General features: G+C 63.7%; 23 protein-coding genes and 1 riboswitch. Of the genes, 17 read left to right on the forward strand and 6 right to left on the reverse strand.

The features are described 5' to 3' along the window. Positions 1 to 143: 143 nt before the first annotated feature. A complete protein-coding gene (locus tag LFT43_RS18220) occupies positions 144 to 740 on the reverse strand; it encodes a phosphoribosylanthranilate isomerase (protein WP_395799218.1) in 597 nt (198 codons plus the stop codon). Positions 741 to 873: 133 nt separating this feature from the next. Between LFT43_RS18220 and LFT43_RS18225 the strand changes: the two genes are divergently transcribed. The 5 genes from LFT43_RS18225 to LFT43_RS18245 all read left to right on the forward strand — a co-directional run bounded on the left by LFT43_RS18225 (position 874) and on the right by LFT43_RS18245 (position 4,195). Beyond that, positions 874 to 1,506 (forward strand): HutD family protein, encoded by a 633-nt coding sequence (locus LFT43_RS18225; protein WP_395799220.1) that lies wholly within the window; start codon positions 874 to 876, stop codon positions 1,504 to 1,506. Positions 1,507 to 1,652: 146 nt separating this feature from the next. Further along, positions 1,653 to 1,718: riboswitch (guanidine-III (ykkC-III) riboswitch) on the forward strand. A gap of 9 nt (positions 1,719 to 1,727) precedes the next feature. Further along, positions 1,728 to 2,042 (forward strand): DMT family transporter, encoded by a 315-nt coding sequence (locus LFT43_RS18230; protein ID WP_395799222.1) that lies wholly within the window; start codon positions 1,728 to 1,730, stop codon positions 2,040 to 2,042. A gap of 2 nt (positions 2,043 to 2,044) precedes the next feature. Beyond that, positions 2,045 to 2,410: a DMT family transporter gene (locus LFT43_RS18235; RefSeq protein WP_395799224.1), complete on the forward strand. Its 366-nt coding sequence runs from the start codon at positions 2,045 to 2,047 to the stop codon at positions 2,408 to 2,410. Positions 2,411 to 2,488: 78 nt separating this feature from the next. After that, complete coding sequence (locus tag LFT43_RS18240; protein WP_395799226.1) at positions 2,489 to 3,508, forward strand: aldo/keto reductase; 1,020 nt, start codon at positions 2,489 to 2,491, stop codon at positions 3,506 to 3,508. 36 nt (positions 3,509 to 3,544) lie between these two features. After that, positions 3,545 to 4,195 (forward strand): MBL fold metallo-hydrolase, encoded by a 651-nt coding sequence (locus LFT43_RS18245; RefSeq protein WP_395799228.1) that lies wholly within the window; start codon positions 3,545 to 3,547, stop codon positions 4,193 to 4,195. Positions 4,196 to 4,307: 112 nt separating this feature from the next. On the opposite strand, the gene LFT43_RS18250 is transcribed toward LFT43_RS18245, so the two are convergent. Next, positions 4,308 to 6,032 (reverse strand): DEAD/DEAH box helicase, encoded by a 1,725-nt coding sequence (locus LFT43_RS18250; protein ID WP_395799230.1) that lies wholly within the window; start codon positions 6,030 to 6,032, stop codon positions 4,308 to 4,310. Between the two features lie 312 nt (positions 6,033 to 6,344). On the opposite strand from LFT43_RS18250, the gene LFT43_RS18255 reads away from it, so the two are divergent. Continuing rightward, entirely contained in the window at positions 6,345 to 7,019 is a 675-nt protein-coding gene (locus LFT43_RS18255) for an SAM-dependent methyltransferase (RefSeq protein ID WP_395799232.1), read from the forward strand. Here the strand turns inward: LFT43_RS18255 and LFT43_RS18260 are convergent. Continuing rightward, complete coding sequence (locus LFT43_RS18260; protein ID WP_395799234.1) at positions 7,016 to 8,476, reverse strand: MFS transporter; 1,461 nt, start codon at positions 8,474 to 8,476, stop codon at positions 7,016 to 7,018. The two genes, LFT43_RS18255 and LFT43_RS18260, sit on opposite strands and share 4 nt — an antisense overlap. A 151-nt stretch (positions 8,477 to 8,627) precedes the next feature. On the opposite strand from LFT43_RS18260, the gene LFT43_RS18265 reads away from it, so the two are divergent. Both LFT43_RS18265 and LFT43_RS18270 read left to right on the forward strand, forming a co-directional pair. Beyond that, positions 8,628 to 9,893: an alkaline phosphatase family protein gene (locus LFT43_RS18265; protein WP_395799236.1), complete on the forward strand. Its 1,266-nt coding sequence runs from the start codon at positions 8,628 to 8,630 to the stop codon at positions 9,891 to 9,893. Next, positions 9,890 to 11,041, forward strand: a complete 1,152-nt coding sequence (locus tag LFT43_RS18270; RefSeq protein WP_395799238.1) for an alkaline phosphatase family protein — start codon at positions 9,890 to 9,892, stop codon at positions 11,039 to 11,041. The genes LFT43_RS18265 and LFT43_RS18270 overlap by 4 nt, the downstream gene beginning before the upstream one ends. A gap of 27 nt (positions 11,042 to 11,068) precedes the next feature. On the opposite strand, the gene LFT43_RS18275 is transcribed toward LFT43_RS18270, so the two are convergent. Further along, positions 11,069 to 12,124: an Lrp/AsnC family transcriptional regulator gene (locus tag LFT43_RS18275; protein ID WP_395799240.1), complete on the reverse strand. Its 1,056-nt coding sequence runs from the start codon at positions 12,122 to 12,124 to the stop codon at positions 11,069 to 11,071. 143 nt (positions 12,125 to 12,267) lie between these two features. Here LFT43_RS18275 and LFT43_RS18280 point away from each other — a divergent pair, with 143 nt between their 5' ends. Further along, on the forward strand, positions 12,268 to 13,488 hold the full coding sequence (locus LFT43_RS18280) for a M20 family metallopeptidase (RefSeq protein WP_395799242.1): 1,221 nt from the start codon (positions 12,268 to 12,270) through the stop codon (positions 13,486 to 13,488). Positions 13,489 to 13,516: 28 nt separating this feature from the next. After that, positions 13,517 to 14,809 carry an MFS transporter gene (locus tag LFT43_RS18285; RefSeq protein WP_395799244.1) on the forward strand — a complete coding sequence of 431 codons (1,293 nt, stop codon included), beginning with the start codon at positions 13,517 to 13,519 and terminating at the stop codon, positions 14,807 to 14,809. A gap of 135 nt (positions 14,810 to 14,944) precedes the next feature. Here the strand turns inward: LFT43_RS18285 and LFT43_RS18290 are convergent, their stop codons facing one another. Continuing rightward, on the reverse strand, positions 14,945 to 16,231 hold the full coding sequence (locus LFT43_RS18290; protein ID WP_395799246.1) for an MFS transporter: 1,287 nt from the start codon (positions 16,229 to 16,231) through the stop codon (positions 14,945 to 14,947). 76 nt (positions 16,232 to 16,307) lie between these two features. Between LFT43_RS18290 and trmB the strand changes: the two genes are divergently transcribed. Continuing rightward, the gene (gene trmB, locus LFT43_RS18295) at positions 16,308 to 17,231 is read left to right on the forward strand and encodes a tRNA (guanosine(46)-N7)-methyltransferase TrmB (RefSeq protein ID WP_395799248.1); all 924 of its coding nucleotides are present in this window, start codon (positions 16,308 to 16,310) and stop codon (positions 17,229 to 17,231) included. Positions 17,232 to 17,356: 125 nt separating this feature from the next. Here the strand turns inward: trmB and LFT43_RS18300 are convergent, their stop codons facing one another. Further along, positions 17,357 to 18,637 (reverse strand): MFS transporter, encoded by a 1,281-nt coding sequence (locus tag LFT43_RS18300; protein ID WP_395799250.1) that lies wholly within the window; start codon positions 18,635 to 18,637, stop codon positions 17,357 to 17,359. Positions 18,638 to 19,040: 403 nt separating this feature from the next. Between LFT43_RS18300 and LFT43_RS18305 the strand changes: the two genes are divergently transcribed. From LFT43_RS18305 to LFT43_RS18330, 6 genes are read left to right on the forward strand one after another with little or no spacing between them, the layout of a single operon-like run. Further along, positions 19,041 to 20,603, forward strand: coding sequence for an aldehyde dehydrogenase (locus LFT43_RS18305; RefSeq protein WP_395799252.1), 1,563 nt, complete (start codon positions 19,041 to 19,043; stop codon positions 20,601 to 20,603). A gap of 44 nt (positions 20,604 to 20,647) precedes the next feature. Then, entirely contained in the window at positions 20,648 to 20,995 is a 348-nt protein-coding gene (locus tag LFT43_RS18310) for a RidA family protein (protein ID WP_395799254.1), read from the forward strand. Positions 20,996 to 20,998: 3 nt separating this feature from the next. Next, complete coding sequence (locus LFT43_RS18315) at positions 20,999 to 22,033, forward strand: PDR/VanB family oxidoreductase (protein WP_395799256.1); 1,035 nt, start codon at positions 20,999 to 21,001, stop codon at positions 22,031 to 22,033. 26 nt (positions 22,034 to 22,059) lie between these two features. Further along, positions 22,060 to 23,055, forward strand: coding sequence for a VOC family protein (locus LFT43_RS18320; RefSeq protein WP_395799258.1), 996 nt, complete (start codon positions 22,060 to 22,062; stop codon positions 23,053 to 23,055). Then, positions 23,039 to 23,854 carry an alpha/beta fold hydrolase gene (locus LFT43_RS18325; RefSeq protein ID WP_395799260.1) on the forward strand — a complete coding sequence of 272 codons (816 nt, stop codon included), beginning with the start codon at positions 23,039 to 23,041 and terminating at the stop codon, positions 23,852 to 23,854. Before LFT43_RS18320 ends, LFT43_RS18325 begins: the two co-directional genes overlap by 17 nt. Continuing rightward, the gene (locus tag LFT43_RS18330; protein WP_395799262.1) at positions 23,851 to 24,594 is read left to right on the forward strand and encodes an SDR family oxidoreductase; all 744 of its coding nucleotides are present in this window, start codon (positions 23,851 to 23,853) and stop codon (positions 24,592 to 24,594) included. Before LFT43_RS18325 ends, LFT43_RS18330 begins: the two co-directional genes overlap by 4 nt. Positions 24,595 to 24,612: the final 18 nt, after the last annotated feature.

Raw genomic sequence — 24,612 nt, forward strand, 5'->3', positions numbered from 1 at the left:
ATGCGACGTCGAACAGCGGCTGTCAAGGGTTTCTTGCGACCCACGCTCACTTTTGGGGGCTAATCCTCGAGCCCTCGCTCACATCATCTGCAGGCGCGTCGCGCCAAAGGCACCAAAGGTGAGCGAGCGTTCGGGTGGGGGCGTCAGGCTTTGGCGGCCTTGACGAAGGCACGCACGAGGTCGAGGTCTTTCACTCCGCGCGACGACTCCACGCCGCTGGACACGTCGACTCCCCAGGCCCCGGCTTCCTGCGCTGCCGATCCGACGTTGGCCGGGGTCAACCCTCCGGCCAACAACCAGTGGCGCCCACCCAGGACCAGTTTCCGGACCGAGGAATAGTCCCACGCCTCCCCCGAACCGGGCACTGCGGCGTCGATCAGGAACAAGTCCTCGCCCCAGTCGTCGAACTCCTCCGGGGCGGCACCCATGGTGACGGCCCTGACCAGCCGCATGTCGGCGTCGTGCACTGTCTTAACGTCTTCCGGCGTGCGGCTACCGTGCAACTGGACCCATCCGAGACCGGCCTCGCGAGCGGTTGCGACTGCGTCGGCGGCGGTCTCGTGACGGAAGACCCCGACGGCGGCGACACCTTCCGGCACATGGACCAGCAAGTCTCGGGCACGGTCAGGCGATACCTCGCGCGGGCTCTTCGTCAGCACGAAACCCACCGCGTCTGCGCCGGACTCGACGGCGGCCTGCACGGATTCAGGCGTGCTCAAGCCACACACTTTGACGAACATTCCGCGTCTCCAACCTTTTATCTCCCTACGACGTTAGCAAGGGCCTCGGGGATTGTTGAACCGGGCCAAGGTTGCGCCGATGTTACGCGGCGGTTGCCCCGGCCAAAGGCGGGCTCGGGCTAGGCTGGAGCGTATGGAGATCATCCGTTTTGCCGAGCTCAGACCTGAACCGTGGCGCAACGGCGGCGGGGTGACCCGCGAACTGGCCAGCCATCCGAAAGCAGCGTCGGCGCAGGACGGGGCGTGGGACTGGCGGGTCAGCATCGCCGACGTCGGATCGGCAGGCGATTTCTCGACGTTTCCTGGCATGGAGCGCGTCATCACCGTGATCGACGGTGAGTTGCTGCTGCTCACGGTGGACGGCGAAGAGCACCCGCTGGAAAAGTATCGGCCCTTCCGGTTCTCGGGCGAGGCGGACTCTTCCAGCGCGCTCCCCACCGGCGACATCCGGGACCTCAATGTGATCGCCCGGGCCGGCGAATTCAAGGGTTACACATCCATCATCGAGCTCTCGAAGAAGCGCGCGCACCCGGTGTTCGAGGGTCAAATGGCGGTCCTCTTGGAAGGCAAGGCTTCTGTCAGTCCCGGCGCGGAGCCTGCCGACGCCGCGGACGGTGATACCGCCACCGCGCCTACCGCTGACGAACCCGTCGAACTCGCCCGCTACGACACGGTGGTAGGTTCGGACACCCGGAGCCCCGAAATCCTGGGCCGTGGGTTCCTGGCCGTCATCTCCATCGACCGCGTGGAGCATGTGCACTCCTAGGTCTGAGCACTGGACATAACAGCAATATGCCCTGTCGCTGACCTTAGCAATGGACATGTCCCTTGCTAAAGCTCGGGACCGGACATGTCCGTGGTGAGGCTCGCCACCAAGACTGGCCGCCCGGCGTCGGGCTTTGCTAGCCTCGAAGGATGGCCCGCACAGGGACCTCCGGACGACGGTTCAGTACCCGGCACGCGACAAGACTGGCCAAAGGATCTGTCATGTCGTGGTTAATCCTCATTCTGTCCGGCGCGCTCGAGGCCGTCTGGGCCGCAGCGCTCCACCGTTCCAACGGCTTCCGCAAACCGGTCCCCTCCGCCATCTTCCTGGTCACCGTGATTGCGAGCACCGCGGGCCTGGCCTTCGCGATGCAATCCATCCCCACGGGCACCGCCTATGCCGTGTGGGTGGGTGTCGGCGTCGTTCTCACAGCCGCTTACGCAATGATCACCAAAGTTGAGCGCCCGACGGCGGCCCGGCTGTTGTTGCTCGCCGGAATCGCGGTGTGCGTGGTCGGCTTGAAGGTGGTGGCGTAGCGATGGACGCCAAGTTTGCATGGACCATTTTGCTGGCCTCCGCCGTCCTCGAAGCGGTGTGGGCGACTGCCCTCGGCCTGTCCGACGGATTCAGCCAGGCCATCCCCACCGCGGTCTTCGCCGTGACGGCGACCCTCAGCATGATCGGCCTCGGCATCGCAGTGAAGCGCATTCCCCTTGGCACGGCCTACGCCGTCTGGGTCGGGAACGGAGCAGCCCTGACGGTCGGCTGGGCGATGGCCACCGGCGTCGAACCGGCCAGCCCGCTCAAGCTGCTCTTCATTGCCGGAATCGTGGGCTGCGCCGCGGGGTTGAAAGCCCTTCCCACGGAAAAGCGTGATGAAGTGACCGAGCCAGCCGAACCATAAGCGCCAGGCACGCGGAATACTCCCCCGCCCCGCGGAGTTGCCAGAAATGATACGAACACTCGGCGAAGGAGAACCACCATGAGCCCGGAAACCACCAACGTACAGCTCGGCGGTGGCCTGACCGTAAGCCCCCTCGGTTTCGGCGGGATGGCATTGACGCCCGTTTATGGCGAGGTGGATCCCGCCGAATCCCTCAAGACGCTGCACCATGCCGTGGATGCCGGCATCAGCTTCCTTGACACCGCGGATATTTACGGCGCGGGCGACAATGAGGAACTGATAGCAAAACTCCTGAAGGATCGCCGCGACGAGGTCCAGTTGGCCACCAAATTTGGAATCGTGGGCAACCCGCGCGATGGCTACACCGACGTCCGCGGAGACGCTGCCTACGTGACCCAGGCGGCGGAAGCAAGCCTCCGCCGCCTGGGCACCGACTTCATCGACCTCTACTACATGCACCGCCGTGACCTCCGCGTTCCGATTGTGGAAACCGTGGAGGCCATGGCAGAGCTCGTCCGGGCAGGCAAGGTCCGGCACCTGGGCTTGTCGGAAGTGACCGCTGAGGAACTGAAGGAAGCCAACGCCGTGCACCCGATCTCCGCTGTGCAGAGCGAGTGGTCCATCTGGAGCCGGGACGTTGAGCGCAACGTCGTCCCGACTGCGGCTGAGCTCGGTGTGGGTTTCGTACCTTATTCGCCGCTTGGCCGGGGCTTTCTCACCGGAACCGTCAGCGCCGATCAACTCGGCGAGAACGATTTCCGGCACCGCATTCCCCGCTTCGCCGACGGCGCCCTCGACTCCAACCAGGCGGTTGTTGCCGCGGTTCGAGCCGTGGCCGCGGAGCTATCCGAGAGCACTGGCCGGGATGCAACTCCCGCCCAGGTGGCGTTGGCTTGGCTTTTCGCCCAAGGCCGCCGCCTCCAGCTCAGCGTGGTCCCCATCCCCGGCACACGCAAGCCGCACCGGATCGACGAAAACCTGGGTGCCCTGTCCCTCGAGTTGAGTGCCGCCCAACTGGACGTGCTCGACGGAGCCGCGTACGCCGTCGTCGGCTCACGATCCGCGGATCCCACCTGGGTTTCGCAGGGCCGCGAGTAACCGGCCGGCCGCACGCGGCTTCCGTAGAGTGGACGAATGGACTCACTCATTCATTCACTGCGTGACATCACCATCCGGCGAATCTCGGTCAGCGAGATGAACAACAACGTGTACCTGCTCACCGCTAAGGCGAGCGGTGTGCAGCTCCTGATCGACGCCGCCGACGACCTCCCGGCCATCCAGCGGATGATCGAGGACTCAGCCGCGGACACCAAGGCCACCCCGAAGCTGGCCCTGATTGCCACGACGCACCAGCACTGGGATCACGTCCGCGCGCTTCCCGGGTTGGTGGAAGCGACGGGCGCGAAGACCTCAGCCGGAGTAGACGATGCCGACGCGCTGCCGGTACCCGTGGACGTGCCGCTGCACCATGGCGATGTGGGAAACTTCGACGGTTTCGACATCACCGCGGTGCACTTGCGCGGCCACACTCCTGGCTCGATCGCCTACGTGTATCTGGACCCGGAAGGACCCGCGCACATTTTCAGCGGCGATTCGTTGTTCCCTGGGGGTGTTGGCAACACGCAGAACGATGCCGCCCGCTTCACTTCGCTGTTGAACGACGTAAAGGAACGGTTGTTCGAGGCTTACCCGGATGACACTGTGGTGCATCCTGGCCATGGAGATCCGACGACGCTCGGCGCGGAGCGGCCACACCTTGCGGAATGGCGCGAGCGCGGCTGGTAATCCCTATGGACATGCTCATTCTTTGAGCCAAGGAGTGGACATATCAGGAATATGTCCACTCCGCGCTACCAAGGCTGAGCATGTCCAACAGAGTACCTAGCGCACAGGTGGCCTAGCGGCTGCGGCGCTCGTTCGACGCCGGAGCCGAGGCACGGCGCGGGCCGCTGCGGGCCGGACGGCCCGAACCCGAGTTGCCCGAGCCGGAGCCGTACGAGCCACCGGAGTTGCCACCCGTGTTGGAGGACCACACGGACTTGTTGCCGCTGCTGCGCGTAGCAGTTGCGGACTCGGTACGCGGAGCCGACGCCGAGCGATTGCCGACGGCGGCACGCTGACCAGTCGCCGGACGGCCGCTGCGACCGTTCTGGCCCTGCGCGCCAGGAACGTCATTGCGGTGAGTGGAAGCAGCGTTGCCGCGTCCACGCGAGTTACGGGCGACGTCGTCGTTCGCTGCTGCGCGGCGATCCGCACGGTTGATGTCGGTGCGCACCGGCTCGGAGGCAACCTTGCCACGGCCACCGCGACCACCACGGCCACCCGCAGTGGGTGCAGCCTGGGTGGTGCGGCGGTTGCGCTTGCGCTGGGCGTTGGCACCAGTGGAGGTGCCGCCGCCCGGCTGCTGGGTCTTAGCTGCGAGCAATGCCGCACGAGTGCGCGGGTCAACTTTGTCGGCAACCTGGCCCACGAGCTGGGCAACCAGCGGGGAGCTGGCCGTGACGCGCTCGAACGAGACGTCGACGCCGGCAGCCTTCATGAGCTTCTTGACGTCGGACTGCTGCTCGGGAAGCGTCAGCGTGACCACGGTGCCGTCTGAACCTGCGCGGGCCGTACGGCCGGAGCGGTGCAGGTAAGCCTTGTGCTCTGTGGGCGGGTCCACGTGGATGACGAGTTCGACGTCGTCGACGTGCACGCCGCGGGCCGCGACGTCCGTGGCCACCAGGACCCGCACCTCGCCGCTGGCAAACTCGGCAAGGTTACGGTCACGGGCATTCTGCGACAGGTTGCCGTGGAGATCGACGGCGGGGATGCCGCAATCGGTCAGGGTCTTGGCGAGCTTGCGTGCGTGGTGCTTGGTTCGCATGAACAGCAGGCGGCGGCCGGCGCCGGAGGCCAACTCCACAATCAGCTGCTTCTTGACGGTCTGGTCGTTGACCACCAGGACGTGGTGCTCCATGGTGGTGACGGCGGCCTGGGGGTCATCCACCGAATGGGTCAGCGGGTTGGACAGGTAACGGTTGACCAGCTTGTCAACACCGTTGTCCAACGTCGCGGAGAAGAGCAGGCGCTGGCCCTGGGTGGGGGTCATGTCCATGAGCTTCTTGACCACCGGGAGGAAGCCGAGATCGGCCATGTGGTCGGCCTCGTCCAGCACGGTGATCTCGACAGCTTCGAGCGTCAGGATGCGCTGGCGGATGAGGTCCTCGAGGCGGCCCGGGCAGGCGATGACAATGTCGACGCCGGCACGCAGCGCCTTTTCCTGACGGGCCTGGGAGATGCCGCCGTAGATGACCGTGGTGTTCAGGCCCATGGCCTTGGCCAGTGGTTCGATGGTGGCGTTGATCTGGGTGGCGAGCTCACGGGTTGGTGCGAGGACCAGGCCCATGGGGCGGCCGGGCTTGCGGAAGTGCTTGGCTTCGCGCTCGGCGAGACGTGCCACAAGCGGGATAGCGAAAGCGATGGTCTTGCCGGAGCCCGTGCGGCCACGGCCCAGGACGTCGCGGCCTGCGAGCGTATCCGGGAGGGTCTTGACCTGGATGGGGAAGGCTTCTTCGATGCCATCTGCAGCGAGGGACTCGGCGATGGGCTTGGGCGTGCCAAGGGCAGCAAAAGTAGTCATGTGTTTCAAGGGTCTTTCTGGCGGTGTCCAACGGACATCGTCCCCCGACGCCGGTTGGGCCAAGGGTTCGCCGAGGAAAAAGTCAGTGATCAACCGGTAGGCAATAAGCCGTGGCCGGGACCAGAGAAAACGCGTTCATCGACGCAGGATGTGCCTCTCACATGAAAAAAGCCCACTCCCCGAATCCGGGACTAAGCGGGCATCACTGCACATCAAGTAAATCCATTCTAGCATCCGCGGGCAGCCCACCTTTCCACGGGGTCTTTTGGCCTGACCGTTGCCTCGCGGGGCACGTCAGGGCACGCTTGAGCCATGACGCACGAGCACGACGGCGGAGCCCACCTTCACAGCGAACCGAACCACGACGTTGACGCAGCGCAGTTTTGGGACGAGGTGTACCAGGAAAAGGCGAAGAGGTGGAGCGGGAATCCCAATCCGCAGCTGATCGCGGAGGCCGCAGGCCTGACTGCCGGCACCGCCCTGGACCTGGGTTGCGGGGAGGGCGCGGACGCCATCTGGCTCGCCCAGCATGGCTGGACGGTGACCGCGGTAGATGTCTCCGGCGTCGCGCTTGAACGGGCGGCAACCCACGCGATGGAAGCGGGGCTACAGGACCGGATCACTTGGTTACAGAGGGACTTCGCAACATGGCACCCGGACGCGGGCTTCGATCTGGTGTCCGCCCAATTCCTTCACTCTCCGCTTCTGCCGTGGCGCGATTCCCTTGCCTCGGCCGCCGCAGCCGTGGCTCCAGACGGGGCTTTGCTTGTGGTGGGGCATCACCCGGAGGGCCTGACTCCGTGGAGCGCGCACAAGGAAATGAAGGACAAGTTCTTCACTCCCGAGGACTTGGTAGAAGCGCTTACCCGCGGCCCTGGCTCGTGGAGGATCAACGTCGCCGATTCCCGGGAACGCGTGGTCACCGGTCCGGACGGTCAGCAAGCCACCACCGTCGATAGCGTCCTCCGGGCCCACAGAAAGTCTTAGGCTCTTACGTCGTCGGCTTCCTCGGCGCGGTGGGCTTCCGCGTCCTGACCACCCGAAGGCTGCCTGCCCGCCACTCGCGGCGCGATGATGAGTCCGACGACGGCGATCCCCGCCGTCAGTGCGAACACGCCTGCGAAAGAAGCCGCCGTCGTCGTCAGCGCACTGAAGACGAGTCCCGTCACGGCGAGCGAGAGGGCGCCTCCCAGGGAATCGGCGATGGACATTGCCGAACTGTTGAAGCCTTGGTCCTCGGTGCGGGAGAGGGCCAGGGTCATGACGCTCAGGCGCGGGTACATCAGGCCCATACCGGCTCCCGCGAAGAGCCAGCCTGAAATCGCCACCGCGGCCGGCCACGCGAACACCGTGGTCACAAGGACGACGGCCACAGAACCGAGGACCAGCGCAGAACCGATCCGAACAGCCAGTGCATGACCGAGCCTGGAACCCAACCGGCCCTGGACGGCGGACGCTCCTGCCCAGGCGAGGGCCGATCCAGTCAGCGCGAGTCCGGCGAACGCCGGGGTGAAGGAGTACCGCTCCGTGAGAAGGTACGGAACGTAGACCTCGGCGCCGAAAAAACCGGCGGAGGCGATTCCACGCATCAAGATGACGCTCGGCAAGCCGCGGTGTGCGCCGAGGGTGCCGCGGGGAACCAAGGGCTTCACTGCCAGCATTGCGATGACGAGTGCGACGGCGGCGATCGCCCAGCCCACGCCGGGCACCTGCCCGGACAGGTTCAGGCCGAGGACGGCAAAGGCTGCGAGTGCAGCCCACCCCATGCGGCCGAACGCCCAGGGAACGTCGGTGATTTCGGACTTTGCTTGGCGCGGCGCGGCCTTCGGGGAACCTGCCTCCCGCACGTCCGGCGCGGAACGCATGCCGCGCATGGCGGGCAGGATCATTGCCAACGCCGGAACCACCAGGCCCACAACGCCCAGGAAAACCCAGTGCCAGCTGCTCAACTGGGCAACCACGCCGGCAGCGAAAGGCCCGATCATCGAAGGAATGACCCAGGCAGCCGAGAACGCTGCAAAGACCTGGGCGTGCAGCCTCGCGGGATAAACCCTTGCGATCACCACGTACAGTGCGACCGTCATGGCGCCTCCGCCGAGGCCTTGGACGAGCCGCCCAGCGACGAGCATCGGCATGGAAACCGCGGTACCGGCGATGAGCAGTCCTGCTGCGAACAGCGCCACGGAAGCGTAAAGCGGAGCAGCCGGCCCACGCCGGTCCGCCCAGTTCCCTGCGGCTACCATGCCGATCACGCCAGTGGCGAGAGGACCGGCAAAGGCCAGAGCATAGAGTCCGGCGCCGTCCAGCTCACGGCTCACCAGCGGCATGATGGTGGTGACGGCCATGGATTCGAAAGCTGCCAGGAAGACCAACGCGCAGGCACCCGCTGTCGCCAGGAGATAGGGGCGTTGCAGGATGCCGGCTGTCGCGTCGTGGCTAGTCATCATCCCAGCCTAGAAGCCCAAACGAGTTTGGGGCCACCATCAAAATCCATTCAAGTGATTAATGTTCACATGAAATTAACTGTGAGCGAACACTTTATTAAATAGCCAACTATCGATTGTGCCCGTAATCATTCCGTGATCGACTCTTGGGGTGAACTTCACAAGACGCAATTTCCTGTCAGTTGCCGGATCTGCCACGGCCGCGACGCTTGTCAGCGGCGCGACCATGGGACCCGCTCCTGCTGCGACCCAACTCCCTCAACCCGGCGCTTCGGGCATCGACCACATCATTGTGGTGATGATGGAAAACCGCTCCTTCGACCATTTCCTTGGCTGGATGCCCGGGGCTGATGGAAAGCAATCCGGACTGACGTTCGTTGACCGCTACGGGATTCCCCACACGACGCACCACCTGACGGATTACCAGGGCTGCGGCCATCCCGACCCCGATCATTCCTATGAGGGCGGCCGGATCCAGTTCAACAACGGCAAGAACGATGGCTGGCTGCGGGCCGGTGAGAACGATGAATTCGCCGTCGGATACTACGACTCAAGCGACGTGGACTTTTGGCGCCAGGCGGGCCCCGACTGGACCGTCTGCGACCGCTATTTCGCCGCCACCATGGCCGAGACCTATCCAAACCGTTTCTATCAGCACTCGGCGGCCACGGACAGGCTCCACAACTCGACCGTCACCAGCACCATGCCCACGATTTGGGACCGCCTGGCAGCTGCCGGCGTACAGGGCAAGTACTACTACGGCGACATTCCCTTCACCGCGCTCTGGGGAACCAAGTACCTCGGAATCTCCAAGCCTTACGCCGAATTCCTCAGCGATTGCAGTTCCGGGAAACTTCCCGCAGTCTCCTTCGTGGATCCACGCTTCACGGATGAATCCAGCGGAACCTCCGGCGATGACCACCCGCACGCGGACATCCGCTCCGGCGAACTCTTCCTGGCAGAGGTCTACAACGCAGTGACCAAGAGCCCCAACTGGGCCAACACGATGCTGGTGGTGAATTACGACGAGTGGGGCGGATTTTACGACCACGTTCCCCCTGAAACAGCACCGGACAGCAATCCGGATACCGCCACGCGTGGGTTCCGCGTCCCGTCCTTGGTCGTTTCACCCCGGGCCCGCAGGCGCTACGTGGCACACGATACGTACGACCACACCTCAATCTTGAAGGCCATCGAGTGGCGCTGGGGGCTTCAAGCCCTGACGCCGAGGGACAGCGCCGCCCGGAACATCGCCGAAGTGCTTGATTTCCAATCGGCACCGAATCTGGCGGCCCCGGCGTACCTCGTGCCGCCCTATGCCGCCGGACCGGCATGTTCTCCCGTCGGACCGCCTGCGGAAGAAGAATGGGCCGGCTTGAAACAGAAAGCGCTCGCGGACGGATGGATCCTGCCATGACATTCAAAACCTTCACCATCTCCAGGCTCCGGCTCGGATTTGCGGCACTGATGGTTGCCTTGTTGACCGTTTCCGGTATTGCATTCGGCATCCACCAGACGCAGGCCCAAGCAAGCCAACCCCAGACGACCCAGAGCGCGGGCTATCTCCCGGGCGCCGAGCATGTGTTCGTGATCAATCTCGAAAACAAGGGCTACGAAACCACGTGGGGACCAAGTTCGGCCGCGCCGTACCTTTCCACCACGCTGCGCAGCCAGGGCGTTCTGTTGAACCAGTACTTCGGCACCGCACACAACTCCCAACCGAACTACGTCGCCCAGATGTCCGGACAAGGCCCCAACCCGCAGATGCAGGCAGATTGCCAGACGTACTCCCCATTCGTGAAGACCGGGACGGCAGCTCCTGGCCAGGCCGTTGGAGACGGCTGTGTCTTCCCCGCTGACGTTCCCACGGTCGCCGGCCAATTGACGGCTGCAGGGAAAACCTGGAAGGGCTACATGGAGGACATGGGTACTCCCTGCCGCCACCCCGCCATCGGCGCACCCGATGACACCCAGAAGGCGAAGGTCGGCGACCAGTACGCCGCCCGCCACAATCCTTTTGTCTACTTCGCTGGGATCACTGGATCACCGGACTGCGCGAAGAACGATGTGGACCTCGGCGCCTTGAAAACCGATCTCGCCTCGGTCGCAACCACGCCAAACCTGTCCATGATCACGCCGAACCTCTGCCACGACGGACACGATTCCCCTTGCGTGGACGGACAGCCAGGTGGCCTGACCAGCGCGGATGCATGGCTGAAGCAGTACGTTCCGTTGATCACCTCGTCTCCCGCGTTTCGCCAAGACGGTGTCCTGGTGATCACCTTCGACGAATCCGACAGCCCCCAATCGGACGCTAGCGCGTGCTGTGGCGAAGGGCCGGGACCCAACTCTCCGCTTCCCGGTATCGTCGGGCAGGGCGGCGGCCGCGTCGGCGCCTTGGTCATCTCCCCCTTCACCAAGGGTGGCACCTGGTCCACCACCCCCTACAACCACTACAGCCTGCTTGCCAGCATTGAGGACACCTTCGGCCTTCCGTATCTCGGCTACGCAGGCACCCCGGGACTTAACCGCTTCGGACTCGACGTCTACAACGCCGGCCTCTAGGCCGGGCCCCACCGCGCGCATCGCGAGTCAGGCCGTCGTCGTCAGCTCGATTGCGGGGACCAGCTCACCGGCGGCGGTGGGTACGACGGCGCCAGTCGCCGTCGAGTCGGGGTTCAGCATCCAGCCGACCCGCTTGGCCGTGCTCAGCATCACGACGCTTTCGACGAGTTCGATCCCTGGGATGCGCTGCTGGATGGCGAGTTCCATCTCCATGATCTCTGCCAGCGAACGCAGCCACATGATGATCACAAAGTTGGTACTGCCGGTGGTGGAGGCCGTGAACCGGACGTTCCTGACGGCCCGTAGCTCGGCGGCCGCGGCTTCATGCTGTCCTGCCGGAACATTCGCGAACCACTGGCACGTCATGGGAAAGCCGGAGAATTTCTGGGCAATTTCGCAGCGGAAGGACAGCATCCTGCTTGCGAGCACGCGGCCGAGCTGCCGCTGCACCGTGGCAGGGTGGCGCCCCAGGGCACGCGCGATCTCCGCGGCGGAGGCCCTGCCATCCCGGGCGAGGAAGGGAAGAAGTGCCATGTGGCTCGCCGGCAGCGGGGTGACCACCGCGTAGGGTGCGGACGGATTGGCCGCTTCCGGCCCTGCCAGGGCACGCAGCGCCTGCTGCTCAGCCCGGCTCAGCACATTGAGCCGCCACGCATAGCCACTGGTGTGGATCCGCGTGCAGAGCGAGGTCCGGTACTTGGTAAGCCCCCGGATTTCCTTCAGCTGGGGCAACAGCCGGGTGCTGAACTCGCTCAGGTCCTGGGTGATCACAGTCAGCATGAGGTCCCGGTTGCTGGCGGCCTCCTCAACCGTGATGACCTCGGGAATCGCAGCAAGCGCGGCTGTGACCTCGGGCCTGAGGTGCATCTCGCAGTCCACGTCCAAGAGCGCCAAGCAGGCATTCTCGGGATCGCCCATGAGGTGCGCTGTGGTCCAGGCTGCTCCCGACTCGCGCAGCCGGTCCCATCTGGAGGCCAACGTGGTGGCATGGACGTCAAGGACCTCGGCGGCGTCGGACCAGCTGATACGCGGCGAGATCTGGAGGGCATTGATCAGCCGGAGGTCCTCTTCACTGAGTTCCATGAGCGATCCTCTCCTAGACAGTGCGTGAATTCTGTTAATTCTGGCATGTTCCTGAATTTTTCCAGGGCTTTGGAAGATTGTGAGGCTAATCACTCCACAATGGCTATGGATACTTACCAAACGTTCAGGAAACAGGAGAACAGATGTCGATCGCCGCAGACGCCAAAGAGATGCAGGGAGAAATCGCCCGGTTCCGTCACGAGCTCCACCAGGAACCAGAAATCGGCCTGGACCTCCCGCGCACCCAGGAAAAGGTGCTCAAGGCGCTCGACGGACTCCCGTACGAAATCTCCCTCGGCGAGAGCACGACGTCGGTCACTGCAGTCCTGCGCGGCGGCGCGCCTCACTCCTCAGCCCGGAAGCCAGCGGTCTTGCTCCGCGCCGACATGGACGGACTTCCCGTCCAGGAGCGCACCGGCGTCGAGTTCTCCTCGAAGATCGACGGCGCCATGCACGCCTGCGGCCACGACCTCCACACGTCCATGCTCGCCGGAGCCGCTACCCTGCTGGCCGAACGGCGCCATCAGCTGGCCGGCGATGTCGTCCTGATGTTCCAACCGGGCGAAGAAGGCTTCGACGGAGCAGGCCACATGATCCGCGAAGGCGTCCTCGACGCTGCAGGCCGCCGGGTTGACGCCGCCTATGGCATGCATGTCTTCTCCTCCCTGGAACCGTATGGCCAGTTCTGCACCAAGCCTGGAGTGATGATGAGCGCCTCTGACGGGCTTTTCGTTACGGTACTGGGTGCCGGCGGGCACGGTTCAGCGCCCCATTCGGCCAAGGATCCCGTCACGGCAGCCGCAGAAATGGTGACGGCGCTCCAGGTCATGATCACGCGGCAGTTCAACATGTTCGATCCCGTAGTCCTCACCGTCGGCCTGCTGCAGGCCGGTACAAAGCGCAACGTCATCCCCGAATCTGCCCGATTCGAAGCCACCATCCGCACCTTCTCGGAAGCCTCGCGCGACCGGATGATGACCGCCATCCCGCAACTCCTCAAGGGCATCGCCTCCGCACACGGCCTGGAGGTGGATGTCGACTACCGCGGCGAATACCCCATGACCATCACTGACGAGGACGAGACGCACACCGCAGAGAATGTCATCTCCGGCATGTTCGGCGATTCTCGGCTCTCCCGCTGGGCCACGCCAATCAGTGGCTCCGAGGATTTCTCCCGGGTCCTGGCCGAAGTGCCGGGGACCTTCGTGGGCCTCAGCGCCGTACCGCGGGGCGTGGATCACACCACCTCACCCTTCAACCACTCCCCCTACGCCACCTTCGACGACGGCGTCCTGGCCGACGGTGCGGCGCTCTACGCAGAGCTCGCGGTCTCCCGCATCGCCACCCTCGCCGCCGGCAACTAACCACCACCCCAGCCACTTGGAGCAAGACATGACCGCCACCGTAGGCGCATCAGCCACAATTCAGGTTCACAGGTCCCATCTGCGGACCCTCATTGGCACCGGCATCGGAAACGCCGTCGAATGGTACGACTGGGCCATTTACGCCACATTCTCGCCCTTCATTGCCAGCGCCCTCTTCAGCAACGCCGACCCCACGTCCGCAGTCCTCTCCACCCTGGCGATCTTCGCCGTCGGATTCGTGGCCCGGCCGTTCGGCGGCTTCGTCTTTGGTTGGATCGGCGACAGGATCGGCCGCAAGACCTCCATGACGTTCGCGGTCGGCCTGGCGGCCTTCGGCAGCCTGCTGATCGGCATCGCACCGACGTTCCAGGCTGTTGGTGCCTTGGCCTCGGTCATGCTCCTGGTGGCCCGACTCATCCAGGGCCTCGCCCACGGTGGCGAGCTGCCGTCGTCGCAAACGTATCTGTCAGAAATGGCACCCAAGGAAAAGCGCGGCTTCTGGGCGACCCTCATCTACACCTCCGGCACCGCCGGCATCCTCGCCGGAACCCTGTTGGGCGCCATCTTGACCGGAGTGCTGAGCAAGGCCGACATGAACGCGTGGGGTTGGCGTGTCCCGTTCCTGGTGGGCGGCGCGCTTGGCATCTACGCCCTGGTCATGCGGGCCAAGATGAAGGAGACGGAGGCGTTCGAAGCCGAAGCGCCGAAGGAAAAGCGCGAGCCCATGTGGCCGCAGATCGTCAAATACCGCAAGCAGGCTCTTCAAGTGATCGGCCTGACCGTCGGCCTCACTGTTGTCTACTACATCTGGGGCGTCGTGGCGCCGAGCTATGCGGCAACCACCCTCAAGATGGACCGCGGAGAAGCCCTGTGGGCCGGCGTCATCGGCAACATCGCGTTCATCGCCTCACTCCCGTTCTGGGGCAAGCTGTCCGACCGCATCGGCCGCAAGCCCGTGCTGATCATGAGCTCTGCCGGTGCCGCCCTGCTGCACTTCCCGATGACGTGGCTCCTGAAGGATTCCCCCTGGCAGCTGGCCGTGAGCATGTCCGTGATGCTCTTCTTCATCGCCGGCAGCGCCTCGATTGTCCCGGCTGTGTACGCCGAGCTCTTCCCCACCAAGATCCGCACCGTGGGCGTCGGCGTCCCGTATTCCATCTGCGTCGCTGCTTTCGGCGGCACGGCCCCGTACCTGCAGACCTGGTTGGGCAGCATCGGGCAGGCCAACATGTTCAACGTCTACGCGGTGATCCTGCTGGCCATCGGAATCGCGTTTGCCTTCACGATTCCGGAAACCAAGGGCAAGGACCTGACGCACTAGGCTCCCCGTCTGGACCCAAGTAGCTCGCAGTAGATGTCGTTTTGAGCTGAAAACGACACCTACTGCGTGGGCCCCCGCCGCCAGGGTTCCCTGGCCGAGCTTGCCAGGCGAGGGTGGCGGTGGGGACTACTTGGGTTAGTCGACGTATCGGTTGCGGCCGGCGCGGAAACCGAAGAAAGCAGCCAAGGATCCCACCACGAGGAACAGGATGCCGGCCGCAGCGAAGCCACCAGTCGCTTGATGCAGTTGGCCGACCATCAGGGTTCCGGTAGACCCCAGCCCGTAGCCGACGCCCTGCATCATGCCGGAAAGATGCGCCGCGGTGTGAGAGTCGCGGGTGCGCAGCATGATCATGGTCAACGCCACAGCCGTGAGGCTGCCTTGGCCCAGGCCCAGCAGCCCTGTCCAGAGCCAGATCAGTTCCGTGGGGCCGAAGATGCTCAGGGCGAAGCCACCTCCGGTCATAAGCGCCACCACAGTGTTGATGACGCGCTGGTCCTTGAAGCGGGCCGCCAGCCCGGGTGCCAGGAATGAACCCAGCATTTGCAGCACAATCGATACGGACACGATCAAGCCGGCCGTCCCGCCGTCGATCCCCCGATCACGCAGAATCGGCGCCAGCCAGGCAAACACACTAAAGGACATCATCGCCTGCAACACCATGAAGATCGTGACCTGCCAGGCCACGGCTGAACGCCACACGTTCGCACCGCCGCCGGCGGCGTTGTGGCGGGCGGGATGCTGACGCATCGCTAGCGGCAAGAAAAGCAAAAGTACGACGGCGGCGGGCAGCGCCCAGAACCACAGCGCCGAGGTCCAGTGCCCGGTAGCCGAGAACACGGGGTAGGTGAAACCGGCGCCCATCGCGGCCGAGGCGCAAATCGCCGTCGTATACAGGCCGCCCATGAGTCCGAGCCGGTGAGGGAAATCGCGCTTGACCACTCCGGGCAGAAGCACGTTGCACAGCGCTATCGCGGCGCCGCACGCTGCCGTTCCGGCGAGCAGGGCGGGCAAGTGCCCGGCACCGGCGAGGTCCACGGGACGCAGCAGCAGCCCGGCGGTCAGGACCGCCATCGCGCCGAGCAACACCCTCTCCGCACCGAAACGGCGGGCCAGAATCGGGGCGAGCGGCGCAAATACACCTAACAACGTCACTGGAACAGTGGTGAGCACCACCACAGCCCAGCCCGGCAGTCCGGCGTCGGCAGTAACTTCCGGAAGGACCGCCGAAAAGCTCGAGAACACCGTCCGTAGGTTCAGGCCGATGAGCACCAGGCAGATCCCCAGGAAGACGAGTCCACGGCGAGTCTTGACCTGCGTGGGTTCGGCGGCGGGAACCTCATCGATCTCAGCGTCGACGAAGATCCCGGGGACGCCGGGATGCGGCCTTGTGTTCTTGGAAGCGCTTGAGGCGGGGGTCACCAACCCATTCTGGCAGTTTGTCCCATACGCCGGCTCCGCCGCGGGGCTTTGACCGTGCGACGGTATTCTGGAGGGGATGAGTGAAACCCCAGAATCCCCTGAAACACCGCAGTCCCCGCGCCCTGTGACCCCCGGCAGCCAAGCCTCCTTCGGCACCTATGGTGGCCGGCCGGTCAGTTTCGTGCGCCGCGGGACGCGCCTTCAGGGCCGTCGCCAGGCCGCGTGGGAAGAGCACTCGGACCGCTGGGCCATCCAGGTTCCACGGCATGTCGCCAACACGTCGGTGCACCCGGACTACGTGTTCGACGCCGAAGCGGAATTTGGGCGCAAGGCGCCGCTGATCGTCGAAATCGGTTCAGGACTCGGCGATGCCGTGTGCCACGCGGCGGAGGAGAACCCGGACAAGGATTTCCTCGCCGTCGAGGTCTACACCCCTGGGCTTGCCAACACCATGATCAAGATCAACAGCCGCGGGCTCAGCAACGTCCGCGTGGTGGAAGCCAACGCCCCCGAGGTCCTGGCCACTATGCTCCCGGCGGGTTCGGTGAGCGAGCTCTGGGTCTTCTTCCCCGACCCCTGGCACAAGTCCCGGCACCACAAACGCCGCCTCATCCAGCCCGCGTTCGCCGAACTTGCTGCGCGGTCCCTCAAGAAGGGTGGCCTGTGGCGGATCGCCACCGACTGGTCCAACTACGCCATCCACGTCCGCGAGGTCCTTGCCGGCTCCACCGAGTTTGAGAACGTGCACGACGGCGAACGGACCGGCGCAGAGAGCCCCCTCACCCAGGTGTGGGAATCGGGAGTCGAATCCATGGTGGGTGGAGCGCCTGTCAAGGAAGGCCGGGCACCGGTCAGCACCGAGCACACCGGGCCCAATGAGGGAGTGGACCACGTGGGCGGATGGGCTCCGCGTTTCGATGGCCGGATCCGCACCAGCTTCGAAAACAAGGCCCACGAGGCAAGACGCATGATCTTCGACCTCAGCTACCGCAGGATCTAACCACACGATTTTTGCCTTGGGAAGCATTCCACTGGCGGCACGAGAATGAGGACTCAACCTATGTACATAGTCCCGCACTGCCCCTGCAGGTCGTTGCCGAAGGGGCAGTGCGGGCAGGGCCTACGCTAGGTCCGAGGCGGCGCGCTGAGGGGCGATTTCGCCAGGTGTGCTGACATCGGAATCCGCGCTTTGGCTGCTGTGATCCGCCCTAGAATCAGCACCAACACCAGAGCGATGATCACAGGCACGCATACTGAGAGAACGATGATGCTGGTATGCACGCCGAGTCCAATGAGGACGCCGCCGAAGATCGGGCCGACAACCGATCCGAGTCGGCCCAGTGAGGCCGCCCAGCCGACGCCGGCGGTCAGCGTTGCTTGGGGGTATAGCGTCATTGCCACCGCGGCCTGGCCGATCATGCCGGCCTGAAGTCCGAGGCCGACGCCGCCGAAGACCAGCAGCAGCAGCGCTTTGTCGGGGCCGAGGAATGCAGAGATGACTAGGAACGCGATCGCTGCTGCCGAGGTTCCGGCCAGGACCGACGTCATCCGGTATCGACGCGATCCGAGGATGAGTACGCAGGCACCGATGATGCTTCCTATGCCCAGTGCCGCCGATCCCAGCGGTGCTAGACCGGTGCTGAAGCCGTAGCTGGTGAGCAGGGTCGGCAACCACGACGAGAACATGTAGAACACTGCGAAGATGAGGAACGAAAAAGCCCACAGGAGAAGCGTTCTGCTCCGTACGGGAGCCTCGAACAGACGCGCAACCGACGCATGATGCTTGGCCTTGGCCGCGTCGTTGGGCGTGCCCGATACGTGGCCACCGGACAGTCCGAACCACAGGAACGGCAGAAGTACAGCAGAAGCGATAGCTCCGATAATGAACACCCATTTCCACCCGAATGAGCCCACGATACCGCTTCCGGCCAGCCCTGCGATGAGAGCCCCGAGCGAGAGGCCCGTCACCACGACCACCGCAATCGATTGACGCACACGACCGGGATTGACTGCGGTCGCATGGGAGACAGCGGCCGGCAGCACGGCACCCAGTCCCAGGCCGGTCACGAAACGTAGAATCGTCAGCTCCACAATCGAACCCGACCACGCCGTCAGCAGCGAACCCAGGGTGAACACCAGGACCGCCGAAAAAATGACGTTTCTGGTTCCGAGCTTGGCCACGAGGCGCCCTACTGCCATATACCCCAGAGCCACTCCAGCGCTGGTCAGCGAGAGCGCAGGAGTGAATTGCGAGGGTTGAACACCCCAGTCCTTAGCAATCGCCGGTATGGACAGGCCCAATGCGACATTGTCGTATCCATCGAGCACTACTGCGGCACTTGCGAGACAAAGTACCCACCAATTCGGTTTGGTCTCTTCCTTCTTGGGTTCGCTCATCGTGTCCATCGGACATCCTTAAGGTTGTGAGGGCTTCGAGTGCAGTCTCGAGGGGGCATGCCACCGTCATTGGCGGCTCGCCAGTCAAGGCCGTGGACGAGGCGCACGCGTCGCAGGCTACGTCACGGCGTTTGCCCGTTCAAGCCCGACATGTGCTTTCTCGCCGTCGGCCCAGCCACAGAAGCGGGCTGGCGAAATGCGCAAGTGTGATGAAGATCATGGCACTGCATCAGTTTTATCTCCTTAGCGCTTAAAGGTCAAGCATCCATTTCCTTGACACAAAGTATCTTAGTGTTGGTATTCTTTGGCATGACCTAGTTCACATTTCGGTCGTTTCTACGGCCTGCAGGACAAGTCGCGAACAACGTCGACGGCCAGCATGAGTGACTATAGAGATTGGTGGACCCTGAGGATGACAACGCTGAGCAGCACGGGCATCGTGGACCGGCCGGCCGGTACGAATTCTGATGGATTCGTGCCCTCTGGCGGCTTCGAACCGGGCATGGACATGCTGGATGAAATTTATGTCGGCGGGGTCTGGGCTCGGGGAGCGGGTGCGCTGATCGAGTCTGTTGATCCCGCAACCGCTGAAGTCTTCGCGACGCTCCATGGTGCCACTGTTGAGGATGTAGATGTGGCGGTCGCGGCCGGCCTGGAGGCCATCGAAGAGTCAGGCTGGGCCCGTAAGATGCCGCACGAACGTGCTGCTGTGTTGCACCGGATCGGCTCGGCAATCGAAGCCAACGCGGCCCGGATCGCTTTTCTGCAGACCCGGGACACGGGTAAAACCCTCAAAGAGACGCGAGCCTTGGCAATGAGCGCCGCGGCCACGTTCCGTTTCACAGCTTCGGCCCTTGAAACCTTGGAGGGTTCACTAACGCCGCCTCGGGGGGATTACCTGAGCATCTCCACCTATGAACATATCGGTGTGGTGGCTGCTATCACGCCGTGGAACTCCCCGATTGCCAGTGACGCGCAGAAGGTTGCCCCGGCACTTGCCGCCGGCAACGCCGTCGTGATCAAACCGCCGGTATGGGCACCCTGGGTGTCGCTCCTGCTCGCCCGGATCTGTGACGAGGCCGGACTTCCGTCGGGCCTGCTTTCGGTGCTTCCGGGCCCGGGGCGGACCGTCGGCGATGCGCTGGCACGGCACAGGGATGTCGGCAAGGTCTCCTTCACCGGCGGCACCTCGACCGGGCGGCAGCTGGGCCATATCGCAGCCGAGAAGATCATGCCGATCACGCTGGAACTAGGCGGAAAATCGCCCACCATAATTTTTTCGGACGCGGATTTGGACCAGGCCGTCGCCGGGGTGCTCTACGGCATCTTTTCCTCCAGCGGCCAGAGCTGCATTGCTGGCTCGCGGGTGTTCATTCAGCGCCCCATCTATGACACAGTCCTGGCACGCCTGGTCGAAGGTGCGAAAGCCCTGCGGGTGGGTCCGGGAACCAACCCGGACACGCAGGTCGCACCGCTCGTTGCCCACGCCCACCGAGATTTCGTTGAAAAGGTGGTCGAGGACGCACGGTCTGCCGGGGCAGAGGTCCTTTGCGGCGGTGCACGGCCTAGCGAGCAGGAATTACAGCAGGGCGCATACTACCTGCCCACCATCATCGCCGGTGTGGCGAACTCAGACCTGATCTGCCAGGAGGAGATTTTCGGTCCGGTGGCAGTCGTCCTTCCTTTTGATGATGAAGCTGATCTGCTCGCGCAGGCCAATGACACTGTTTTTGGTCTGGCCTGCGGCGTATGGACGGCAGACTACCGGCGGGCATGGCGCATTGCTCGTGCCGTTGCTGCCGGCACCGTCTGGATCAACACCTATAAGCAGTTCAGCATCGCTACCCCCTTCAGCGGGATCAAGGAAAGCGGTCTGGGAACCGAAAAGGGCAGGGACGGTATCCGTTCCTATATGCGCCAGAAGAGCATCTACGTGGATCTTTCCGGCGAACCTTTGCCGTGGGCCGGCGCATGAATTCCGCAGCAGTTATCGATCCATCCCCGATGAAAGGCAAGTCAGTGAGTGCTCACCCGTATAGCCCGGCATACCAGGCCGGAGGTTTTGGCTTTGTGTCCGGGGCGTTGTCCGTTGATGAAAACTACACGCCCGTCAGCGGTCGTCTTGAAGCCGTTGAGGCCGCTGCAACCAGGCTCTCGGAGCGGCTGGGAACCATCGGCATGTCTCTGCAGGACATCGTCAAGACCACCTACTTCGTCACGGACCTGTCCTTGCGGGAAGAGGCCAACAGCCACTACGAACAGCTCTTCAGCGAGCCCCGGCCGGCCCGGACCTTCGTAGAGGTTTCTGCTCTGCCGTACGGTGCGACGGTTGAAATCGAAGCAATTGCGCACCGAGGCGAGGAGTGAACAATGACTACCGCCACTTTGAGCACGCGGGAACCGGAAGAATCATCCCAGCCGGTTGCCAACAGTGACCGGGCCGTCAACGGGGAGCCATCCGCACGGACCCTGAGGGTACAACAGAAGACCTGGGAAGCAGACGGGGTCACCAGTGTCACGTTCGCTGATCCGTCCGGGGCCAAATTGCCCCACTGGAAGCCAGGTTCGCACCTGAGTCTTCATCTGCCCAACGGGCTGGTACGCGAGTATTCGCTGTGCTCGAATCCGTTGGATCCGACAAGCTGGACAGTGGCTGTCCTGCGGACGCCTGATTCACGCGGCGGCAGCCAGCTGGTCCACGATGGCCTGCCGGTAGGGTCCTTGCTCAAGGTCGAAGGCCCGCGAAACAACTTCGCGCTGGAAGATGCTGGACGCTACGTACTGGTGGCTGGCGGGATCGGCATCACCCCGATCATCTCCATGGCGCGGGAGCTTCAGGCGGCAGGGGCGGACTGGTCGCTGCTCTACACCGGCCGGTCCCGCGCCACTATGGCCTTTCTGCCTGAGATCGTGGCCCTCCCTCGAGACCGGATTACCATCCACGCTGATGACGAGGCCAACGGCAGTTACCCTGACCTGGCGGCGGCTGTCGGAACCCTGAGCCCCGATGCGCTGGTTTACGTCTGCGGTCCGGAACCATTGTTGAAGGCTGTTGCCGGAGCCATGCAGGACGAAGCCCAGCTCCGGATCGAGCGGTTCAAGGCACCGGAGAAGGCCGTCGTCGCGAAGGAAAACGAATCGGCGTTTGACGTGGTGTGCAACAGCAGCGGCCAACGCATCCCTGTGGGCCCTGATGAATCGGTCCTCGATGCTCTCAACAACGCCGGCATCGACGTCCCCAGCTCATGTACAGAGGGGATCTGTGGTACGTGCGAAACCCGCGTCATCAGCGGCGACGTGGAACACCGCGATTTTCTCCTCAGCCAGGCCGAGCAGGCCGCAAACAAGTCCATGTTCGTCTGCGTCTCGCGTTGCCGTTCGGCCGAACTGGTCCTTGACCTCTAACCCTCGAAAAGTAAGAAGGTAGCCCGATGAATTTCTTTGCAGCAGAGCCCGTCTGTAAATTGCGGTCTCTTCGGTCAGTGTCCTTGAAGGTGCCGGAAACGGCGCGTGCCAAGGATTTCTATCACGAGGTCTGGGGCCTTTCCACTGTCGAAGAGGACAGTGACCGTTTTTGGCTCCGTGGAACCGGCTCGGAGCACCACATTCTGAAGCTGGAAAAGGGCCAGCAGAATGCTCTCGGCGGCGTGGCCTTCGCCCTCACTACGCCCCAGGAGGTGGACCAGGCCGCAGTTAAGCTCACAGCTCTGGGGATTCCGCTCTTCCGCGAGCCGGGACCATTGGATGACGCTGCGGGCGGTTACGGCCTGCAGCTGGTTGACCCCGAGGGAAGACTTGTTGAACTTTCCGCTGATGTCCATGCCGTCCTCAACCAAGAGCCTGCTGGGCGGCGGGCTATCCCGCGCAAGATCGCCCACGTCGTGCTGAACACTATTGACATTGACCGGGCTACGGCCTTCTACACCCAAGTTTTGGGGATGCGGGTCTCGGACTGGTCCGAGCATCAGATGGCATTCCTCCGTTGCAATTCAGAGCACCATGTCATCGCCTTCAATCAGGCCCCTTGGACAGCGGTCAACCACGTGGCGTACGAAATGCAGAGCATCGATCATTTCATGCGCGGCATCGGGTCACTCAAAACCCACGGTATCGCCCCCCAGTGGGGTCCGGGCCGCCACGGTCCCGGGGATAACACCTTCTCCTACTTCACCGACCCCGCAGGCCTTGTTTGTGAATACACCTCTGAAGTGGCGCAAGTTGATGAAGACAGCTGGCTGTGCCGGACCTGGAAGCGGACTGCCGAGCTGTCGGACCAGTGGGGAACTGCCGGGCCACCCACGGTAAAAGTTCGCACCGCTATGGCCGGAATCCCCGATGAAGGCTACCGCTCGCTGGTTGTTCCGGGTAGCGCCGATTACTTCACCGTTCCTTCGGTAAATGCAGCAAACCATGCAGTTGCCCACTGAGGTCGCTATCGCCACCGGAAACCTGGACGGCCGTATTTCCCTTCACGGCGTATCACTGGTGGTCCGCGGTGAAGGACCGCCTGCCTTCCTGCTTCATGGCATTGGGGGAAATGCCTCGTCCTGCGGGGCGTTGGCGCAACTGCTCAGTGAGGCCGGCTACCGCACGTTCTGCTGGGATGCGCCCGGCTACGGGGAATCTGCTGATCCGCGGGGCCCGGTGGACCACTCCGGGCTGGTCCTGCAGATTTTGGCTTCCCTCGCCGTCGGGCCCGCCCACTTGATCGGGACCTCGTGGGGAGGAGTTATCGTCACCAAAGCGGCAGCGCAAGCACCGGATGCTGTCCGCTCTCTGGTTCTCGCGGACAGCACCCGGGGTTCGGCTGTTACCAGGGATTCGGCGGACAGGATGCTGGCGCGAATCCCGGAACTGGCTGAATTGGGGCCGGAAGCCTTTGCCGACCGGCGGGCTCCCCGGCTGCTTTCGCCCGCAGCGGATGCTGTCACGGCCGCGGCGGTCAGGTCCGAAATGGCCGCGGTCCGGCTTCCTGGTTACACGGCCGCGGCAACCATGATGGCAGCCACCGACACATCGGATGTCCTGCCGTCTCTTCAGGTACCGTCGCTGGTCCTGGTCGGCGAAGACGATGTAGTTACCGGCGTGGCTGAATCCCGGATCCTCGCTGAATCCATAACAGACGCTTCTTTCAAAATCATTTCCCGCGCTGGCCATGCCGCAGTGCAGGAGAAGCCCGCAGAGATGGCGTCATCGATTCTAGAGTTTTGGAAGAGGCTTTCATGACACGGTTGATAGTAATCACCGGCTCTGGACGCGGCCTGGGGTTCAGTATCGCTGAACGGCTGGCAGCAGGAGGTGATCGCATCGTCATTGCTGAGAAAAACGCCGAGACCGCGGAACATGCAGCAGTCACGCTGCAGGAACGCGGCTTCGATGCCACGGCAATCATTACCGACATTGCGGACAAGGCCTCTGTTGCCGCCTTAGCCGATGCCGTCCGGAAACTGGGCGGCGCAGATGGTCTTGTCAACAATGCGGCTCTTGCTGACGGGGTTGGCGGGGACACCTTCTGGGACCTTGAAGAAGATTTCTTCCAGCGGGTCATGACTGTGAACGCCTTCGGTACATGGCTGGTGAGCAAATACCTCTATCCACAGCTGGCTCAAAAGCAGGCAGGCGCCATCGTGAACGTCGCTTCCGACGCTGCGCTGTATGGCTCACCGCGCCTGGTCCACTATGTCGGTTCCAAAGGTGCTGTCTTGGCGATGACCCGGACCATGGCCCGTGATGCGGGCGCAGCCGGGGTCCGTGTAAATGCTGTTTCGCCGGGCCTGATCAGGGTCGAGGCAACCGAATCGGTGCCATCCTCCCGCTACCGGCTTTACGGGGAGAACAGGGTGCTGGAAAGGGACCAGGTGCCCGAGGATATCTCCGGGGTTGTCCAGTTCCTGCTCTCGGACGCTGCGGCGTTCATCACTGGTCAGAACATCGTGGTGGATGGCGGCTTTGTCATGGGGCATTAAGACAGCTACCTGAAACAT

Origin of the sequence: Arthrobacter sp. FW306-04-A (assembly GCF_044358315.1) — a bacterium.
GTDB lineage: Bacteria > Actinomycetota > Actinomycetes > Actinomycetales > Micrococcaceae > Arthrobacter.

Bases quoted from the DNA above. Each gene is read 5' to 3' on its own strand.
- LFT43_RS18220 (WP_395799218.1), bottom strand. From the start codon at position 740: ATGTTCGTCAAAGTGTGTGGCTTGAGCACGCCTGAATCCGTGCAGGCC.
- LFT43_RS18225 (WP_395799220.1), top strand. From the start codon at position 874: ATGGAGATCATCCGTTTTGCCGAGCTCAGACCTGAACCGTGGCGCAAC.
- LFT43_RS18230 (WP_395799222.1), top strand. From the start codon at position 1,728: ATGTCGTGGTTAATCCTCATTCTGTCCGGCGCGCTCGAGGCCGTCTGG.
- LFT43_RS18235 (WP_395799224.1), top strand. From the start codon at position 2,045: ATGGACGCCAAGTTTGCATGGACCATTTTGCTGGCCTCCGCCGTCCTC.
- LFT43_RS18240 (WP_395799226.1), top strand. From the start codon at position 2,489: ATGAGCCCGGAAACCACCAACGTACAGCTCGGCGGTGGCCTGACCGTA.
- LFT43_RS18245 (WP_395799228.1), top strand. From the start codon at position 3,545: ATGGACTCACTCATTCATTCACTGCGTGACATCACCATCCGGCGAATC.
- LFT43_RS18250 (WP_395799230.1), bottom strand. From the start codon at position 6,032: ATGACTACTTTTGCTGCCCTTGGCACGCCCAAGCCCATCGCCGAGTCC.
- LFT43_RS18255 (WP_395799232.1), top strand. From the start codon at position 6,345: ATGACGCACGAGCACGACGGCGGAGCCCACCTTCACAGCGAACCGAAC.
- LFT43_RS18260 (WP_395799234.1), bottom strand. From the start codon at position 8,476: ATGACTAGCCACGACGCGACAGCCGGCATCCTGCAACGCCCCTATCTC.
- LFT43_RS18270 (WP_395799238.1), top strand. From the start codon at position 9,890: ATGACATTCAAAACCTTCACCATCTCCAGGCTCCGGCTCGGATTTGCG.
- LFT43_RS18275 (WP_395799240.1), bottom strand. From the start codon at position 12,124: ATGGAACTCAGTGAAGAGGACCTCCGGCTGATCAATGCCCTCCAGATC.
- LFT43_RS18280 (WP_395799242.1), top strand. From the start codon at position 12,268: ATGTCGATCGCCGCAGACGCCAAAGAGATGCAGGGAGAAATCGCCCGG.
- LFT43_RS18285 (WP_395799244.1), top strand. From the start codon at position 13,517: ATGACCGCCACCGTAGGCGCATCAGCCACAATTCAGGTTCACAGGTCC.
- trmB (WP_395799248.1), top strand. From the start codon at position 16,308: ATGAGTGAAACCCCAGAATCCCCTGAAACACCGCAGTCCCCGCGCCCT.
- LFT43_RS18300 (WP_395799250.1), bottom strand. From the start codon at position 18,637: ATGGACACGATGAGCGAACCCAAGAAGGAAGAGACCAAACCGAATTGG.
- LFT43_RS18305 (WP_395799252.1), top strand. From the start codon at position 19,041: ATGACAACGCTGAGCAGCACGGGCATCGTGGACCGGCCGGCCGGTACG.
- LFT43_RS18315 (WP_395799256.1), top strand. From the start codon at position 20,999: ATGACTACCGCCACTTTGAGCACGCGGGAACCGGAAGAATCATCCCAG.
- LFT43_RS18320 (WP_395799258.1), top strand. From the start codon at position 22,060: ATGAATTTCTTTGCAGCAGAGCCCGTCTGTAAATTGCGGTCTCTTCGG.
- LFT43_RS18325 (WP_395799260.1), top strand. From the start codon at position 23,039: ATGCAGTTGCCCACTGAGGTCGCTATCGCCACCGGAAACCTGGACGGC.
- LFT43_RS18330 (WP_395799262.1), top strand. From the start codon at position 23,851: ATGACACGGTTGATAGTAATCACCGGCTCTGGACGCGGCCTGGGGTTC.